The 15,531-nt window shown below is 70.9% G+C and carries 14 protein-coding genes, 1 tRNA gene and 2 pseudogenes; 12 read left to right on the top strand and 5 right to left on the bottom strand.

What is annotated here, in order from left to right; translation table 11 throughout:
• Positions 1-16: 16 nt before the first annotated feature.
• On the top strand, positions 17-781 hold the full coding sequence (locus tag ACGFIK_RS27660) for an NADH-quinone oxidoreductase subunit C (protein ID WP_393342132.1): 765 nt from the start codon (positions 17-19) through the stop codon (positions 779-781).
• Positions 781-1,743 carry a complex I subunit 1 family protein gene (locus ACGFIK_RS27655; RefSeq protein WP_327023997.1) on the top strand — a complete coding sequence of 321 codons (963 nt, stop codon included), beginning with the start codon at positions 781-783 and terminating at the stop codon, positions 1,741-1,743. Before ACGFIK_RS27660 ends, ACGFIK_RS27655 begins: the two co-directional genes overlap by 1 nt.
• A gap of 204 nt (positions 1,744-1,947) precedes the next feature.
• Here the strand turns inward: ACGFIK_RS27655 and ACGFIK_RS27650 are convergent, their stop codons facing one another.
• Entirely contained in the window at positions 1,948-2,988 is a 1,041-nt protein-coding gene (locus tag ACGFIK_RS27650; RefSeq protein ID WP_393342129.1) for a glutathione S-transferase family protein, read from the bottom strand.
• A gap of 127 nt (positions 2,989-3,115) precedes the next feature.
• A complete protein-coding gene (locus tag ACGFIK_RS27645; protein WP_327023999.1) occupies positions 3,116-3,688 on the bottom strand; it encodes a Uma2 family endonuclease in 573 nt (190 codons plus the stop codon).
• Between the two features lie 107 nt (positions 3,689-3,795).
• On the opposite strand from ACGFIK_RS27645, the gene ACGFIK_RS27640 reads away from it, so the two are divergent.
• The 8 genes from ACGFIK_RS27640 to ACGFIK_RS27605 all read left to right on the top strand — a co-directional run bounded on the left by ACGFIK_RS27640 (position 3,796) and on the right by ACGFIK_RS27605 (position 12,748).
• The gene (locus ACGFIK_RS27640) at positions 3,796-4,428 is read left to right on the top strand and encodes an NADH-quinone oxidoreductase subunit I (protein ID WP_327024000.1); all 633 of its coding nucleotides are present in this window, start codon (positions 3,796-3,798) and stop codon (positions 4,426-4,428) included.
• Entirely contained in the window at positions 4,425-4,985 is a 561-nt protein-coding gene (locus ACGFIK_RS27635; RefSeq protein ID WP_327024001.1) for an NADH-quinone oxidoreductase subunit J, read from the top strand. The genes ACGFIK_RS27640 and ACGFIK_RS27635 overlap by 4 nt, the downstream gene beginning before the upstream one ends.
• On the top strand, positions 4,982-5,299 hold the full coding sequence (gene nuoK / locus ACGFIK_RS27630; protein ID WP_327024002.1) for an NADH-quinone oxidoreductase subunit NuoK: 318 nt from the start codon (positions 4,982-4,984) through the stop codon (positions 5,297-5,299). The genes ACGFIK_RS27635 and nuoK overlap by 4 nt, the downstream gene beginning before the upstream one ends.
• Positions 5,296-7,245 carry an NADH-quinone oxidoreductase subunit L gene (locus ACGFIK_RS27625; protein WP_393342125.1) on the top strand — a complete coding sequence of 650 codons (1,950 nt, stop codon included), beginning with the start codon at positions 5,296-5,298 and terminating at the stop codon, positions 7,243-7,245. Before nuoK ends, ACGFIK_RS27625 begins: the two co-directional genes overlap by 4 nt.
• 49 nt (positions 7,246-7,294) lie before the next feature.
• Positions 7,295-8,827 carry an NADH-quinone oxidoreductase subunit M gene (locus ACGFIK_RS27620; RefSeq protein ID WP_327024004.1) on the top strand — a complete coding sequence of 511 codons (1,533 nt, stop codon included), beginning with the start codon at positions 7,295-7,297 and terminating at the stop codon, positions 8,825-8,827.
• A 34-nt stretch (positions 8,828-8,861) separates the two neighbouring features.
• Positions 8,862-10,349, top strand: a complete 1,488-nt coding sequence (locus ACGFIK_RS27615; RefSeq protein ID WP_327024005.1) for a proton-conducting transporter membrane subunit — start codon at positions 8,862-8,864, stop codon at positions 10,347-10,349.
• Positions 10,350-10,487: 138 nt separating this feature from the next.
• Entirely contained in the window at positions 10,488-11,360 is an 873-nt protein-coding gene (gene htpX, locus ACGFIK_RS27610; RefSeq protein WP_327024006.1) for a zinc metalloprotease HtpX, read from the top strand.
• A 128-nt stretch (positions 11,361-11,488) separates the two neighbouring features.
• Positions 11,489-12,748, top strand: a complete 1,260-nt coding sequence (locus ACGFIK_RS27605) for an MFS transporter (protein WP_327024007.1) — start codon at positions 11,489-11,491, stop codon at positions 12,746-12,748.
• A 566-nt stretch (positions 12,749-13,314) separates the two neighbouring features.
• Here the strand turns inward: ACGFIK_RS27605 and ACGFIK_RS27600 are convergent.
• Positions 13,315-13,809: a YajQ family cyclic di-GMP-binding protein gene (locus tag ACGFIK_RS27600; RefSeq protein ID WP_327024008.1), complete on the bottom strand. Its 495-nt coding sequence runs from the start codon at positions 13,807-13,809 to the stop codon at positions 13,315-13,317.
• Positions 13,810-13,957: 148 nt separating this feature from the next.
• Between ACGFIK_RS27600 and ACGFIK_RS27595 the strand changes: the two genes are divergently transcribed.
• A tRNA-Tyr gene (locus tag ACGFIK_RS27595) sits at positions 13,958-14,041 on the top strand.
• Positions 14,042-14,195: 154 nt separating this feature from the next.
• Positions 14,196-14,732, top strand: a complete 537-nt coding sequence (locus ACGFIK_RS27590; protein ID WP_327024009.1) for a hypothetical protein — start codon at positions 14,196-14,198, stop codon at positions 14,730-14,732.
• A 6-nt stretch (positions 14,733-14,738) separates the two neighbouring features.
• On the opposite strand, the pseudogene ACGFIK_RS27585 reads toward ACGFIK_RS27590, so the two are convergent.
• Both ACGFIK_RS27585 and ACGFIK_RS27580 read right to left on the bottom strand, forming a co-directional pair.
• Positions 14,739-15,317: pseudogene (locus ACGFIK_RS27585) on the bottom strand (integrase); the annotation flags it as partial.
• Between the two features lie 129 nt (positions 15,318-15,446).
• Positions 15,447-15,531: pseudogene (locus ACGFIK_RS27580) on the bottom strand (IS5/IS1182 family transposase); the annotation flags it as partial.

Here is a 15,531-nt window from a genome sequence, read left to right as displayed (position 1 = left end):
CCATAGGATCAGTGCCATGACACCGGAAGAGGCCGGCCGGCGCCTTGTCACGCTGCTCGCACCCGTCGAGGCCACCGCTACGGTTTCCGGAGGTCAGGCACACGCCCGGGCCACGGTCGACGTACCCCCCTCGGCCTGGCGGGCGGCGCTGCTGGCCGCGCGGGACGACACCGAGCTGGCCTGCGACTTCTTCGACTGGCTCTCCGCGGTGGACGAGCTGGCCGAGGGTTTCGACGTGGTGGCCCACCTCTGGTCGACCACCCACCGGCACGGTCTGCTGCTGCGGGCGCGGGTGCCCCGGACGACCCCGACGATCGACTCGGTGGTGTCGGTCTATCCGGGTGCCGCCTGGCACGAGCGGGAGACCCACGAGATGTTCGGCATCGACTTCGCCGGGCACGACGGCCTGCTGCCGCTGCTGCTGCCCCCGGAGTTCGAGGGGCATCCGCTGCGCAAGGAGTTCGTGCTCGCCTCCCGGGTGGCCAAGCCCTGGCCCGGGGCGAAGGAACCGGGCGAGTCCGAGGCCGGAGGTGGCCGACGACCGATCCGGCCACCCGGGGTACCGGCACCCGGCGAGTGGGGGACCACCCCGACCCCGGCCGGTGCCGGTGGCGTCGGGGAAGGGCCGCGCGGCGGCACCCCGGCCCGGCCGGCCCGCGAACGATCGGCCCGACCGCCCCGGGAACGCCCGGCCCCGGTGGCACCCGCCGCCGCGGCCCCGCCCGGCGACCCGGCGCCCCCGGCCGAGGGCGGGCAGCCTGAGGAGGAAGGTACGACCTGATGCCACTGTGGCTGGAGCTGGTGATCCGGATCGGCGGCGTGGTGGTCGCCTTCCTCGTGCTGCCACTGCTGGTGGGGCAGGCCGAACACAAGGTGATGGCCCACATGCAGGGGCGGCTGGGGCCGATGTACGCCGGTGGGTTCCACGGCTGGGCACAGCTCGTCGCCGACGGGGTCAAGTTCGTACAGAAGGAGGACATCACCCCCCGCGCGGCCGACCGGCCGGTGTTCCGGCTGGCTCCGGCGGTGGCCCTGGTGCCGTACCTGCTGGCTCTGCTGGTCATCCCCCTGGGCCCGAACGACCTGGTGGGGCAGCCCCTGGACATCGGTCTGTTCTTCGTGCTCGCGGTGGTCGGGGTGGGTGTGCTGGCGGTGTTGATGTCGGCCTGGGCCTCCGCCAACAAGTACAGCCTGCTCGGCGGGGTACGCGGGGCCGCCCAACTGCTCGGCTACGAACTGCCGCTGGTGCTGGCCGCCGCCTCGGTGGCGATGGCCGCCGGCACCCTCAGCCTGTCCGGCATCGTCGAGGCGTGGCAGCCCTGGTGGCTGATCTGGCAGGCCCCCGCCATGGTGGTCTTCTTCCTGGCCGGGCTGGCCGAGATCCGCCGACCGCCGTTCGACATGCCGGTGGCCGACTCGGAACTGGTCTTCGGCTACCTGACCGAGTACACCGGCCTGCGTTTCGCCTTCCTGCTGCTCGCCGAGTACGTCGGCATAGTGGTGATCGCCGCGCTGACCACGGTGCTGTTCCTCGGCGGCTGGCAGGGCCCCTTCGCCGACGCCCAACTCGGCTGGCTCTGGACCCTGCTCAAGGTCGCCGCCGTCAGCTTCGTGATCATCTGGATGCGGGTCTCCTTCCCCCGCCTGCGCGAGGACCAACTCCAACGCCTCTGCTGGCTGATCCTCGTCCCCACCGCCCTGGCCCAACTGGTCCTGACCGCCACCATCCGCCTAACCCTCTAACCCCCCGCGCACCCCCACCCCCCACCCCCCACCCCCCACCCCCCACCCCCCACCCCCACCCCCACCCCCGCCCGCTCTCGCCCCCGCGATCTTGCACTTTTGGTCGCTCTTCTGTGGCTTTTGCCCCATTCGCGGCGACACAATGTGCAAGATCGCGGGGCTGAGGGCGGGGTGTGGGGGTGAGCGGAGGGCGTGGGTCGGGGTTTACGGGAGGGGGGTGTGGGTGGGGTCTACCGGGTCGGTGGGGGCTGGTGGGGGAGTGCCGTCGCCGAAGGGGCGGCCGCCGAGGGCTTCCCGGCCGTGTGGGGTCAGCCAGTTCGACAGGTCGGGGCCCAGGGGCACGACCCCGGTCGGGTTGATGTCCCGGTGCACCTCGTAGTAGTGCCGCTTGATGTGGTCGAAGTCGACCGTGTCGCCGAAGCCGGGGGTGGTGAACAGATCCCGGGCGTACGCCCACAGCACCGGCATCTCGGTCAGCTTCTGCCGGTTGCACTTGAAGTGCCCGTGGTACACCGGATCGAAGCGGACCAGGGTGGTGAACAGCCGGATGTCGGCCTCGGTGATGGTGTCACCGACCAGGTAACGCTGCCCGGCCAGCCGCTCGCTGAGCCAGTCCAGCCGGTCGAAGAGCCGGTGGTACGCCTTGTCGTACGCCTCCTGGCTGCCGGCGAAGCCGCACCGGTACACCCCGTTGTTGACATCGCGGAAGACCACCGCGTTGACCTCGTCGATCTCGGCCCGCAGGTGCTCGGGATACAGATCGGGGGCACCGGGCCGATGGTGCGCGGTCCACTCGGTGGACAGGTCCAGGCTCATCTGGGCGTAGTCGTTGGTCACCACCTGCCCGGTCGGCACATCCACGATGGCCGGCACGGTGATCCCGCGCGGATAGTCGGGGTAGCGGGCGAAGTAGGCCTCCTGGATGCGCTCGATGCCGAGCACCGGGTCCCGCCCGCCCTGGTCCAGGTCGAAGGTCCAGCTCCGCGCGTCGTGGGTGGGCCCGGTGATGCCCATCGACAGCACCGATTCCAACCCCAACAGCCGCCGTACGATGATCAGCCGGTTCGCCCAGGGACAGGCCCGGCTGACCACCAGCCGGTACCGTCCGGGCTCCACCGGATAGCCGTCCCACCCGTCGGCGGTGATCCGGGTGGTGATGTAGTTCTGGTCCCGGTTGAACTCACCTCCCGGCTCCACGTACTTTCCGCCGGTCTGTCTCTGGCCCGGGTCGTTTTCCACCATCATCGCCCTGCTCCTTGCCTGTGCCGCCTGCCATGCCGCTCCCATCATGGCCGACACTTAGCCCACTGGCCGGGCAGAAGGAGCGGAAGATCGACGGAGGCGACGAAGATCGGGCGACTACCCGGGCCCGTCAGAGGTACCTGGGCGTCAGGTGGGCCACGGACAGGTTCACCGGGAAGGGCTCACCGGTGTCGACGAACTTGGTCCACCGTCCGGTCTCGGTGTAGACCTCGTGCACCGGATCGATCCGGTGGGTGTGCACCACGAGACCGGCCGGATCGGTCTCGATCCGCCAGTAGTAGGGGATGCCGGCCTGGGCGTAGAGGGCCGGCTTGAGCACCCGGTCGATCGAGCGGGTGCTCGGCGAGACGATCTCGACGGCTAGCACCACCTCGTGCGGCTCGTACCGGGCGGGTCGGCGTTGGGCCGCCGGTGCGGTGATGACCAGGACGTCCGGGATGAAGGAACGGGTGCGGTTGATCCGCACCTCGACCCCCTGGGTGACCTCGTACTCGTCCGGGCACTCCGCTTCGAGCGCGACGCCGAGGCGCATGGCGATGGTCTGGTGGGCGGCGGGGGAGGGGGACACGAGCAGCACTCCATCGAGCAGTTCGCGGCGGCGGCCGTCGTCGGGCAGGGCGTCGAGGTCGTCCGTCGTCCACTCGCCCGACGGTGGTCGGCCGTCGTGCAGCGCGGCGGTCATCTGACGGGTCCTTTCCGATGTGTCGCTCTCTCCCCGTGGTCACGGTACTAACGGCAGAGCCCGGGTGGTGGTCGCGCGCGCCGTGCCCACAGGGCAGGATGTTCGACATGAGCGAGCGTGAGCGAGCGGACGATCGGCTCGGCGAGCGAGGCGAGTCGGCGGGGGTGCCGGGCAGCGGGCTGGTCAAGGGGCTGGCGGTCACGCTCAAGACGATGACGAAGCGGTCCACCACCCAGCAGTATCCGGACGTGGCTCCCGAGCTGCCGCCCCGCTCACGTGGGGTGATCGCCCTGCTGGAGGAGAACTGCACGGTCTGCATGCTCTGCTCCCGGGAGTGTCCGGACTGGTGCATCTACATCGACTCGCACAAGGAGGAGGTGGTGGTGCCCGGCGCCGCCCGCCCCCGCCAGCGCAACGTGCTCGACCGGTTCGACATCGACTTCTCGCTCTGCATGTACTGCGGCATCTGCATCGAGGTCTGCCCCTTCGACGCCCTCTACTGGTCGCCGGAGTTCGAGTACGCCGAGTACGACATCAAGGATCTGCTGCACGACAAGGATCACCTGGGCGAGTGGATGGCGACCGTACCGCCGCCACCGGCGCACGACCCCAACGGTGAGCCCGCCAAGGAGGAGACCGCCGCCGCGCGCAAGGCCGCGATCCCCGCCGCGTCCGCCGCCCGTCCGACCGCCCCGCCGGTACGCCCCGAGCCGGCACCCGGGGAAGGTGCTTCCGAGTGACCGGGGCGGACGCGCTGCTGCTCGCCCTGGGGGCGGTGGCCGTCGGGTCCGGGGTGTTGGTGGTGTCGACCCGGCACCTGGTCCGCGCCGGGCTCTACCTGGTCACCTGTCTGGGGGCGGTGGCCGGGATGTATCTGGTGCTCACCGCCGAGCTGGTGGCCTGGGTGCAGGTGCTGATCTACGTGGGCGCGGTCGTGGTGCTGCTGCTGTTCGCGGTGATGCTGACCCGCGCCCCGATCGGCGCCTCGGACGATCTGGACCGTCCGGGCTGGCCGGCCGCCCTGATCGGCGGCGGGGTCGGGCTGGGGCTGGCCGCCCTGCTGATCGACGCGTACCGCTGGACCAAGGTGGAGTTGCCCGAGGCGGGCACCGCCGAGCGCATCGGTGAGCAGGTCTTCGCCAGTTGGGTGCTGCCCTTCGAGGTGCTGTCGATCCTGCTGCTGTCCGCGCTGGTCGGCGCGATCGTGCTGTCCCGCCCGGACATCGGCCGCACCGCGGAGGGCCAGGACCAGCCGGCCGAGCGGACCGGCTCGGATGGCGCGGGAGGAGCCCGGTGAGACCGGTCATCCCGTACGTCACGGCCGCACTGCTGTTCGGCCTGGGGGTGTACGGCGTACTGCGGCGACGCAACGCGGTGCTGGTGCTGATGGGGGTCGAGCTGATGCTCAACGCGGTGAACCTGATCCTGATCACCGCGGACACCACCACCCGGGCCCTGCTGCCGCACAGTGGCCAGGTCTTCGCCCTCTTCGTGATCGTGTTGGCGGCGGCCGAGATCGGGGTGGGGCTGGCGATCGTGCTCCAGCTCTATCGGATGCGGGCCAGTGTCGCCGTCGACGAGGTGCCGCTGGAGCGGGAGGGTCAGCGGTGAGCACCACGACCCTGCTGGGTGTCCTGCTGCCGGTCGTACCCCTGGTCGCCGGTCTCGGCGGTCTGCTGCTGCCACCGGCGGGGCCGGGTGCCTCCGACGGCCGGGGTACCGCCCGACGTGCGGCCGTGGCCCTGGGGGTGGCCGGTGCGGCCGGAGCCCTGGTGCTGGCGGTGGCCCTGCTGGTGACCCTGGAGGCCCCGGCGGAGTCCTCGACCACCTGGATCCGCTTCGGCGACCTCACGGTCACCCTGGGGGTACGCCTGGACGGCGCCGCCGCCCTGGTAGCCGTGGCGGTGGCGGCCGTGGCCCTGGCCGTGCAGGTCTACTCGGTCGGCTACCTGGCCCGGGGTCCGCACGACGACACGGACGTCGACCACCGCTACCCGCCGTACGCGGCACAGATCAGCCTCTTCACCGCCGCCATGCTGCTGGTGGTGGTCTCCGGGGACCTGATCATGCTGCTGGTCGGCTGGGAGGTGATGGGCATCTGCTCCTACCTGCTGATCGCCCATGACCGGCGGCTGCCGCAGGCCCCGGCCGCCGCCCAGAAGGCCTTCCTGGTGACCCGGGTCGGCGACGTGGGGTTCCTGCTCGGCATCGCCCTGCTCGGCGTCTCGGCGGGCAGCTTCCGGATCGCCGAGGTGCTGGCCCACGACCACGGCACCACCACCCTGACCGCCGCCGGTCTGCTGCTACTGGCCGGGGTGGCCGGCAAGAGCGCCCAGTTCCCGCTGCACACCTGGCTGCCGGACGCGATGGCCGGCCCCACCCCGATCTCCGCCCTGATCCACGCCGCCACCATGGTGGCCGCCGGGGTGTACGCCCTGACCCGGCTGTGGCCGCTGTTCCAGGCCACCCCCACGGTGCTGGCCGTGCTCGGGGTGATGGCCTCGGTGACCCTGCTGCTCGGGGCCCTGGCCGCCACCGCCCAGGACGACCTCAAACGGGTACTCGCGTGGTCGACGGTCTCCCAACTCGGCTACATGACCGGGGCGCTGGCCGTCGGCTCCCCGCCCGCCGCCCTGTTCCACCTGCTCACCCACGCCGCCTTCAAGGCCCTGCTGTTCCTCGCCGCCGGGGTGGTCATCCATGCCCTGGGCACCGCGGCGATGTCCCGGATGGGCGGGCTGCGGCACACCATGCCGGTCACCTTCTGGTGCACCCTGATCGGGCTGGGCGCGCTGGCCGGGGTGCCCCCGCTCTCCGGGTTCTGGAGCAAGGAGGGGGTGCTGGCCGCCGCCGAGGAGGCCGCCCTGCACGGCGAGGGTTCGGCCCCGGCCTGGGTGGGTTGGCTGGTCTGGCTGGCCGGGCTGGTCGGGGTGGCCGTCACCGCCTGGTACGCCACCCGGCTGCTGCTGCGTACCTTCTTCGGCGCCCTCCGCACCCCCTCGGCCCACCCGCACGATCCGCCTGCCCTGCTGCGTTGGCCGGTGCTGGCGTTGACCGTGCCGGCGGCCCTGCTCGGCCTGGCCGGCTTCCCCGGCTGGTTCGCCACCCAACTGCAACGCACCACCCCGGTCGACGCCGAGGGGGTGTCGGATCTGCTGCCCCCGGAGGGTCTGATCCACCTCACCCCGACCGTCCTGCTGCCCCTGGCGTTGCTGCTGCTCGGGGCCGGGCTGGCCTGGGCCGGTTGGCGTCGGGACACCGCCGCCGACCCGGCGGCGGCGCTGGGCCCGCTGCGGCCGGTCTTCGCCCGCGCCTTCCGCCTGGACGAGGCCCAGCACACCCTGGTGGTACGCCCCACGGCCGCCCTCGGCCGGGCCGCACGGGTGGCCGACGAGCGGGTCGTCGACGGGGCGGTCACCGGCACCGGTCGGGGTGCGGCTGCCCTGGGCGGTGGCCTGGCCACCCTGCACCGGTCGGCCCTGCCCCGCGCGGTCGCCGCGGTGCTCGGGGGTGCGCTGCTGATCGCCCTGGCTGTCACCCTGATCGGAGCGATGTGATGAGCCGCGGAGCGGGCACGGGCCGGGCCTCGCGGATCGGAGCCTGCTGATGAGCCTAGGTGAGTTCCTGCTGGTAGCGGTCCTGGCGGTGCCGGTGCTCGGGGCCCTGGCGGTGGCGGTGATCCCCCGGGACCTGCCCGCCCGGGTGGCCGGTACGGTGGCCGCCGCCCTGACCCTGGTGGCGGCCCTGGCTCTGGCCGTCGACCGGTCCGGCACCTGGACCGCCTACTCGGCGACCCCACCGGCGGTACGCCCCTGGCACGCCTTGGACCTGCCCTGGGTGCCCGGCCTGGACCTGCGGTTCCACCTGGGGGTGGACGGCATCTCCTGGCCCCTGGTGGTGCTGACCGCCCTGCTCACCCTGCTCTGCTGCGGGTACACCTGCTGGCGGGTGCCGCCCGGCGGCAGCGGACGGGCCCTGGTGGCCCTGCTGCTGGTGGTGGAGGTCGGCATCCTGGGCACCTTCCTGGCCCTGGACCTGGTGCTGTTCTTCCTCTTCTTCGAGGTCGTCCTGCTGCCGATGTACGCGATCATCGTCGGCTGGGGTGGCGACGGCACCGACCCGGCGGCGGTGGCGGCGCGGCGTCGGGCGGCCCGCAAGTTCGCCCTCTACACCCTGTTCGGCTCGGTGCTGCTGCTGGTCGGGGTCTATGTGGTGGTGGCCGCCGCCGGTACCGCCGACATGGTCACGCTGACCGGGGGCACCGGGCTGTCCCGGGGCACCCAGTTGGCCGCCTTCACCCTGCTGGCGGTGGCCTTCGCGGTGAAGAGCCCGCTCTGGCCGCTGCACTCCTGGCTGCCGGACGCCCACACCCAGGCCCCCACGGTCGGCAGTGTGCTGCTCGCCGGGGTGCTGCTCAAGATGGGCACCTACGGCCTGATCCGGATGGCCGTCGGGGTGGCCCCGGAAGGGGCCCGCTGGGCGGCACCGGTGCTGGGGGTCCTGGCCGTAGCGGCCATCCTGATCGGGTCGCTGGTGTGTCTGGCGCAGACCGAGCTGAAGCGGCTCATCGCGTACTCCAGCGTGGGGCACATGGGGTTCGTGCTGCTCGGCATCGCCACCCTGACCGCCACCGGCATCCAGGCGGCGCTGATCGGCAATGTCGCCCACGGCATCATCACCGGCCTGCTGTTCTTCCTGGCCGGGGCGATCAAGGACCGGACCCACACCGGGGCGCTGCGCGACCTGTCCGGGTTGCGGGAGACCGCCCCCCGGCTGTCCGGGCTGCTGGCCTTCGCGGCGGTCGCCTCGCTGGGGCTGCCCGGCCTGGCCGGGTTCTGGGGGGAGGCGTTCGCTGTGGTCGCCGCCGTCGAGGTGGGCGGCCCGCTGTGGATCACCCTGGCGGTGCTGGCCGCCTTCGGTGGTGCACTGACGGCGGCGTACCTGCTGCGGTTGTTGCGGCAGGTCACCCACGGTCCCGCGACCCCTGCGGTGGCCGGGCTGAAACCGGGGCTGGCCGGGGCCGAACTGGTCGCCTGGACGCCGCTGGTGCTGCTGGCCCTGGCCGTCGGGTTGGCACCGACCCTGGTGCTGGGTGTCGCCGAGGCGCCGGTGACCGCCCTGGTGGAGGTCCTGCGATGACGACGACCCGGGACCGGGCCGACGGGAGGCAGCCGTGAGCAGGGTGCAGAGCGTCGACAGTGTGGCGCTGCTGCCGGCGTACCTGGCCGCCGGGACGGCCGTGCTGGCGCTCCTGGTCGACCTGGTGCTGGCCCGCCGGGCGGCGACGATCGTGGCCACGGCCACCGGTGCACTCGCCACCCTCGTCGCGGCCGTCGCGGTGGGGGCCGGAGGCGAACGCCGTACCTTCTGCGTCGGGGCCGACTGCTCGTACGTCTTCGGTGGGCGGGCCGCCCTGGTGGCCGGGCTGGTGGCGCTGCTGGTGCTCGGGGTGTTGGCGCTGTCCAGGCCGCTGCTGCGCGACGGGGTGACCCCGGTGGGGGAGTTCTGCTTCCTGCTGGCCTGCTCGATGACCGGTGGCGTGGTGCTCGGCGCGGCCGGGGACCTGATCACCCTGATCGTGGCCCTGGAGGCCCTGACCCTGCCGCTGTACGTCCTGGTCGGGCTGCGCCGGGGGAGCCTGGCCAGTGCCGAGGCGGCGGTGACCTTCTTCGTGGTCAGCGTGGTGGCCACCACCCTGACCCTGCTCGGCGCGGCGCTGCTCTACGCGGCTACCGGCAGCCTGCACCTGGAACGGCTGGGGGTGATCCTGGCCGACCGCTCGGAGTTGCTGGACCTGCCGTTGACCACGGTAGCGGTGGCCCTGGTGCTGGCCGGGTTGGCCTTCAAGGTGGCCGCGGTGCCGTTCCACGCCTGGGCCCCGGCCACCTACGACGGGGCCCCGCTGCCGGTGGCCGCGTACCTGTCGACCGCCTCGAAGCTCGGTGGGGTGGTAGCCCTGCTGGCCGTGGTGCAGCACGCCCTGCCGCCCAGTGTCGCCGGGCCGGTGCTGGCCCTGGTCGCCGCGCTGACCATGACCGTGGGCAACCTGGTGGCCCTGCGTCAGCGGCGTACCGTGCGGCTGTTGGCCTGGTCCTCGGTGGCCCAGGCGGGCTACATCCTGGCCCCCCTCGGTGCCCTGGCCCTGGCCGATGTCGAGGCCCGCTCCGCCGCGTACGCCGCCGCCCTGGCGTACGCCGTCTTCTTCGTGCTGTTGGAGTTGGCCGCCTTCGCCGGGGTGGTGGCCCTGCGCCCGGCCGGGGCGGACGGCGGGCAGTTGGACGACCTGCGCGGGGCGGCCCGGCGGCATCCCTGGGTTGGTACGGGCCTGGCCTTCGCCCTGATCGGGCTGGCCGGTCTGCCCCCCGGGCTGGCCGGGTTGTTCGCCAAGGTGACCGTGGTGCGGTCGCTGCTCGGCGGGGAGGCGGCCTGGCTGGCCCTGCTGGTGGCCCTGAACGCGGTAGTCGGCCTGGCCTACTACCTGCGCTTCGCCGCCCTGCTGTACGCCCCGGCCGACAGCGCCCCGAACGACAAGGCCCACGGCACCCCCGCGGTGGCGGTGCGGCCGGCCCGGCTGGTGGCCGCCGCCCTGGCCGTGGCGACCGCCCTGGCCGTGCTGGTCGGCTTCGCACCGCAACTGGTGCTTGATCTCACCGGGAGCTGAATCCGCTCCGACCTGCCGTTTCATTCCCGAACATGACTGTCATTCAGGTAACTCTCAGTCATGAGACGGATGGTTGACGGGTACCGGGTTGTTGTACCGGTCAACGGATCCAGGCATCCGTGCACCGAAGGAGTGATCGTGCACCACAACCGTCTGAAGACCGCCGCGCTGCTCGGCCTGCTCACCTCGCTGATCCTGGCGGTGGGCTACTGGTTCGGCGGCAGTGGCGGCCTGGTCATCGCCGTCGTCATCTCGCTGGTGATGAACGGTGTCACCTACTTCTACTCCGACAAGCTGGCGCTGCGCTCGATGCGGGCGCAACCGGTCAGCGAGGCACAGTTCCCCGAGCTGTACCACATGGTGCGGGAGTTGGCGGCCGAGGCGCGGCAGCCGATGCCCCGGCTCTACATCAGCCCGACCGCCCAGCCCAACGCGTTCGCCACCGGCCGTAACCCGCAGAACGCGGCGGTCTGCGTGACCCAGGGAATCGTCCAACTGCTCGACTACCGGGAGTTGCGGGGCGTCATCGGCCACGAGCTGTCACACGTCTACAACCGGGACATCCTTATCTCCAGCGTGGCCGCCGGCCTGGCCGGCATCATCACCATGGTGGCCAACCTGGCCCTGTTCATCCCGCTCGGCGGCAACGACGAGGACAGCCCGAACCCGATCGTGCTGCTGCTCACCATCATCCTGGGCCCGATCGCGGCGAGCATCATCCAGTTGGCGATCAGCCGCAGCCGGGAGTTCCAGGCGGACGCCTCCGGGGCCGAACTCACCCGTGACCCCTTGGCCCTGGCCAGCGCGCTGCGGAAGATCCACATGGGGGCCCAGCGTCGGCCCCTGCCGGCCGAGGGGCAGCTCACCAGCACCGCCCACCTGATGATCGCCAACCCCTTCAAGGGCGGTGGAGTCGCGGCGATGTTCGCCACCCACCCGCCGATGGAACAGCGGGTCGCCCGGCTGGAGGAGATGGCCCGCAACATGGGCCCGGTCCGCTACCAGCGCTGAACTGCGCCAACCTCTCGCCGCCCGTGCCGGGTCCATCCGGCGCGGGCGGCACCCTATTGGGTTGCGGGCCAGCCGGGCAGCGTTAGGGTTCAAACCGCTCTCACTCATTACACTTGTGGAGGTCCTCGGTGGCTGGTCTGCGCCGTTACCTGGGCGTTTGGCACCTTCCCGGGGCGCCGACCCTGTTGATCACCGGCATCATCGGGCGACTCGGGATCGGCATGACCCCGCTGGCCCTGCTGCTGGTCATCGAGGAGGTCACCGGCCGCTACTCGCTGGCCGCCCTGGCCGGTGGCGCCTACGCCCTGGCCGGCGCCGCCCTGAGCCCGGTGGCCGGGCGCGTCGCCGACCGCATCGGCCCCACCCCGGTACTGATCGGCACCGCGATCGCCCACCCCCTGGCCCTGATCGGCCTGCTCTGGTCGGCCCGCTCCGAGCAGACCCCCTTCGCCCTGGTCCTGGTCGCCGCCGCCGTGGCCGGCGCCACCTACCCCCCGCTGACCGCCGCCATCCGAGGCGCCTGGAACGACCTGACCAGCGTCGCCTCCGGCCGGTACCACCTGCGCAACACCGCCCTGGCCGCGGAGACCACCCTGTTCGAGGTCGTCTTCGTGCTCGGCCCCCTGCTGGTCGCCGGCTTCGTCATGTTCGCCGACGCCGGGGCCGCCCTGATCGGCTCAGCCGTGGTGACCCTCTTCGGCACCGTGGCCGTGGCGCTCGGCCAGACCATGCGCGGCTGGCAGCCGCACTCCCGGGACCACCGCACCCGAGGACTGGGCCCGCTGCGGCTCGGCGGATTCCCGGCCCTGCTGCTCTGCGTGGCCAGCCTAGGCATCGCCTTCGGTGCGGCCGGGGTCACCGTGCCCGCCTTCGCCACCCGCTACACCGCCGACGACCCGGACAGCCTGGCCGGGATACTCCTGGCCGTCTGGGGCATCGGCAGCGCGGTAGGCGGCTTCTGGTTCGGAATCCGCCGCCCGGCCCCCAACATGACCCGACAGTTCGCCTGGCTACTGACGGCGGTGGCGGGCAGCTTCGTCGTCTTCGCCGTGATGCCCACCCCCCTGGCGCTCGGCGTCGCCCTGATCGTCGGCGGGGCCACCATCGCACCGGCCCTGACCCTGGAGAACACCCTGGTCGGGCGAATCTCCCCGGCCGGCATGCTGAACGAGGCGTACACCTGGGTGGTCACCATGTCCGTCGGGGCCAGCGCCGCCGGTGGCGCGGTGGCCGGCCTGATCATCGACCACGCCGGTGGGGTGCCCTGGGCCTTCCTGTTCGCCGGTGCGGCGGTCGCCGCCGGGGCCGCCATCGCCGCCCTGCCCGCCGGCCCCATCGCCCGAGCAGAAGCCGCCTCCGTACGCGTGGAAACCCCCGCCCCGGTCTGACCGGGGCGCCGGTGGGTATCACCGAGGCATGTTCGCCTTCTTCTCGAACCGTCTCGGCTGCCTGGGCTCGATCGTGGTCAGCGCCATCGGCACCATCGTGCTCCTGCTGATCTTCAACCGCTGACCCCGCCGCTGCCCTGCGCCGCAGTCGCCCAAGAGCGACCCCCGCTCGGGCCGGCGGTCGACCGACGGGCGGTGATCGACTCCGTTACGCCGTAGTGGCGGTCTCCCACCGCCGCGCACCCCGCCGTTCCGGCGATACGGCGCGCCCACCGGGGCCCGCCCGGCCGCAACCTGCACCGACCGAACTCGGGCAGGCGGGAATGATGGGGGCCTCCTCCACCCCTACATCCCGACCTGTTGCCGGTCGTCTCGAGTCGCTCGCGACCCGGACGGCCCGACCACGATCAACCAGCTCGCCCGCATCCTCGGCGTGATCTGCCCATGACCACCGACAGTTCAGACGGAACCAGGTCGGCGCCAGTGGTCATGGGCAGCAGCGCCGACGACAGCCGTCGGCAACGCCGTCTGCCTGGGACGCAATTCCACGGACGGCCGGGTGATGCTTACCGGTAGTTGGTGAACTGGAGGGCGACGCCGAAGTCCTCCGCCTTGAGCAGGGTGATGACGGCCTGAAGGTCGTCCTTCTTCTTGCCTGTCACGCGAAGCTGGTCGCCCTGGATCTGCGCCTGTACGCCCTTGGGCCCCTCGTCGCGGATCTTCTTGCTGATCGCCTTGGCCTTCTCCTGGTCGATGCCCTGCACCACCTTGGCGTCGATCTTGAAGATCTTGCCCGACGAACGAGGATCGCCCGCGTCCAGCGACTTCAGCGAGATGTTCCGCTTGATCAGCTTCTCCCGGAAGACCTCCAGCGCGGCCCGTACCCGCTCCTCGGTCTCCGCCTGGAGGCTGATCGCCTCCTCGCCCGACCAGGAGATCTCCGCACCCGTACCCCGGAAGTCGAACCGCGTCGCAAGCTCCTTCTCTGCCTGGCGAAGGGCGTTGTCGACCTCCTGGCGGTCAACCTTGCTGACGATGTCGAACGACGGGTTCGCTGCCATGCTCATACTCCTGCTGTCCGGCTGTTTGTGATCGTTTGCCCCTGGATGACCAGGGGCGCGACCCCCTGACGGTACCCGGTTGCGGCGAAGCCAGTAGGAACCGCTATCCTTGCTTCCGCCGCCGCACCACGGTGCGGAGGTGTGCCCTGGCGGGTTGCCCGAGCGGCCAATGGGAGCGGACTGTAAATCCGTCGCGAAAGCTACAGAGGTTCGAATCCTCTACCCGCCACCAGGAGCACAAAGAGGCCCCTGACCAGCAGGAACGCTGGGCAGGGGCCTCTTTCGTGAGTCTCGCTCTGTGTCATTCGGTCTCGTTCGGTCTCGCTGGCTGTGTCGCATGTGTGTCGCCGGCCGATCATGTTGCGAGGTGCCGCCATCATGGTCGGATGGCGTGGGAGTGGTTGGCTCCGGCAGGGACGGTGGTCGGAGCGATGGTCGGGGCATTGGCCGGTGTTACGGCATCGGCCTTGACCGCCAAGTCTGGGCGACGGACGCAGGTTGAGCTGGCCAAGGTTCAGTCTGAATCAGCTCTGACGAAAGCTCTTCTAGACGAAAAGCGGGTGCTGTATGCCAAGTTCCTCAGCTTGGCGGATAACGTCCGAAACAGGATTTCTCTCGAGCGAAAGAAGACGGCTGCCCTCTTTCAACTGGTAGGCCGTGAAGAACCCGACGATGACGAAATCCAGCTCGAAGGTGAGGCGGCTGACGTGCAGTTGCCGCCCGAGGTTGTCGAGTTGTTGGCCGAGATGTCTGGCCTACGTATGCAGGTCATGATCCTCGGTGGGCCGGACATGGCCCGTGAGGCGAGTGACCTTTACGTGGTTGTGCGCGACTATGCGCGAGGTGAAGCCAAGGAGGCAGATGTTGTAGTCGCGATGGTCAGCGTTGGGGATGCCATGCATCTGGACGCATGTCGGCAGTAGGGCCGCCTACTTCGACGACAGTGCGCCTAGAGCAGACTCAATCCGTCGTCGCGCAGCTTCCTCTTGGCCATAGACGCACTTCGCATAGACCCGCATGAGCACATGCACACTGTGCCCCGCCCACTCGGCGACCTGGGTAGCGGGTACTCCGGCGTTGAGCCAGAGGGACACGGCGGCGTGTCGCAGGTCGTACGGACGGCGGGCCAGGGGTGAGCGTTGCTGAGCCGGGGTGAGGACCTTTGCTCGTGCGTCCCGCCATGCCTTGCCGTAGGTGTTGTTCGGGATCGGCTGACCGGCGGTGGGCACGTACCGTCCGCCGGGGCCGCGTCGGGTGACGAACAGCCTGCCGTTCGATCCGGGCGGGTACTCGTTGATGTGGTGGTCAATTAGGCGCACGAGCGGCGGCGGCACGGGCACATCCCGGGTGGCTGCCTTTGCTCGGTGCTTTAGTTCGCGATTCTCGGCAGTGTCGCCACCGTCGCCCCAATCCTTGCCAACGGCCACCGTTGAGCCGGTCAGGTGCAGCACACCCCATCCCCCGGTTTGGGCGGGTCGCTCGTACTCGTCTTCGCGCAGGTGAAGCACACCATCTAACAACCTCGATCACACCACAGGCCCAAACACGGAAAACGACACACTCCCGTGCTGATCGGTGACTCGCTCTCGGACATCGAGGGCGCGTGTGCCGCTTCGGTGAGAGTCATTGAGCCTTTTTCATCCTGCGTAGCGGTCGGTCTCGACGTGGTGCAGGACGAGGATGGCCTGCACGATCGGGGTCGCTCGGCGTGGGCAGCAGCGC

The sequence above is a fragment of the Micromonospora sp. NPDC048871 genome (genome assembly GCF_043198155.1).
Lineage (GTDB): Bacteria > Actinomycetota > Actinomycetes > Mycobacteriales > Micromonosporaceae > Micromonospora.
The sequence above is the reverse complement of the archived record's forward strand: the minus strand, read 5'-3'. Positions and strand labels throughout refer to the sequence as shown.

Bases quoted from the DNA above. Each gene is read 5' to 3' on its own strand.
- ACGFIK_RS27660 (WP_393342132.1), top strand. From the start codon at position 17: ATGACACCGGAAGAGGCCGGCCGGCGCCTTGTCACGCTGCTCGCACCC.
- ACGFIK_RS27655 (WP_327023997.1), top strand. From the start codon at position 781: ATGCCACTGTGGCTGGAGCTGGTGATCCGGATCGGCGGCGTGGTGGTC.
- ACGFIK_RS27650 (WP_393342129.1), bottom strand. From the start codon at position 2,988: ATGATGGTGGAAAACGACCCGGGCCAGAGACAGACCGGCGGAAAGTAC.
- ACGFIK_RS27645 (WP_327023999.1), bottom strand. From the start codon at position 3,688: ATGACCGCCGCGCTGCACGACGGCCGACCACCGTCGGGCGAGTGGACG.
- ACGFIK_RS27640 (WP_327024000.1), top strand. From the start codon at position 3,796: ATGAGCGAGCGTGAGCGAGCGGACGATCGGCTCGGCGAGCGAGGCGAG.
- ACGFIK_RS27620 (WP_327024004.1), top strand. From the start codon at position 7,295: ATGAGCCTAGGTGAGTTCCTGCTGGTAGCGGTCCTGGCGGTGCCGGTG.
- ACGFIK_RS27600 (WP_327024008.1), bottom strand. From the start codon at position 13,809: ATGGCAGCGAACCCGTCGTTCGACATCGTCAGCAAGGTTGACCGCCAG.
- ACGFIK_RS27590 (WP_327024009.1), top strand. From the start codon at position 14,196: ATGGCGTGGGAGTGGTTGGCTCCGGCAGGGACGGTGGTCGGAGCGATG.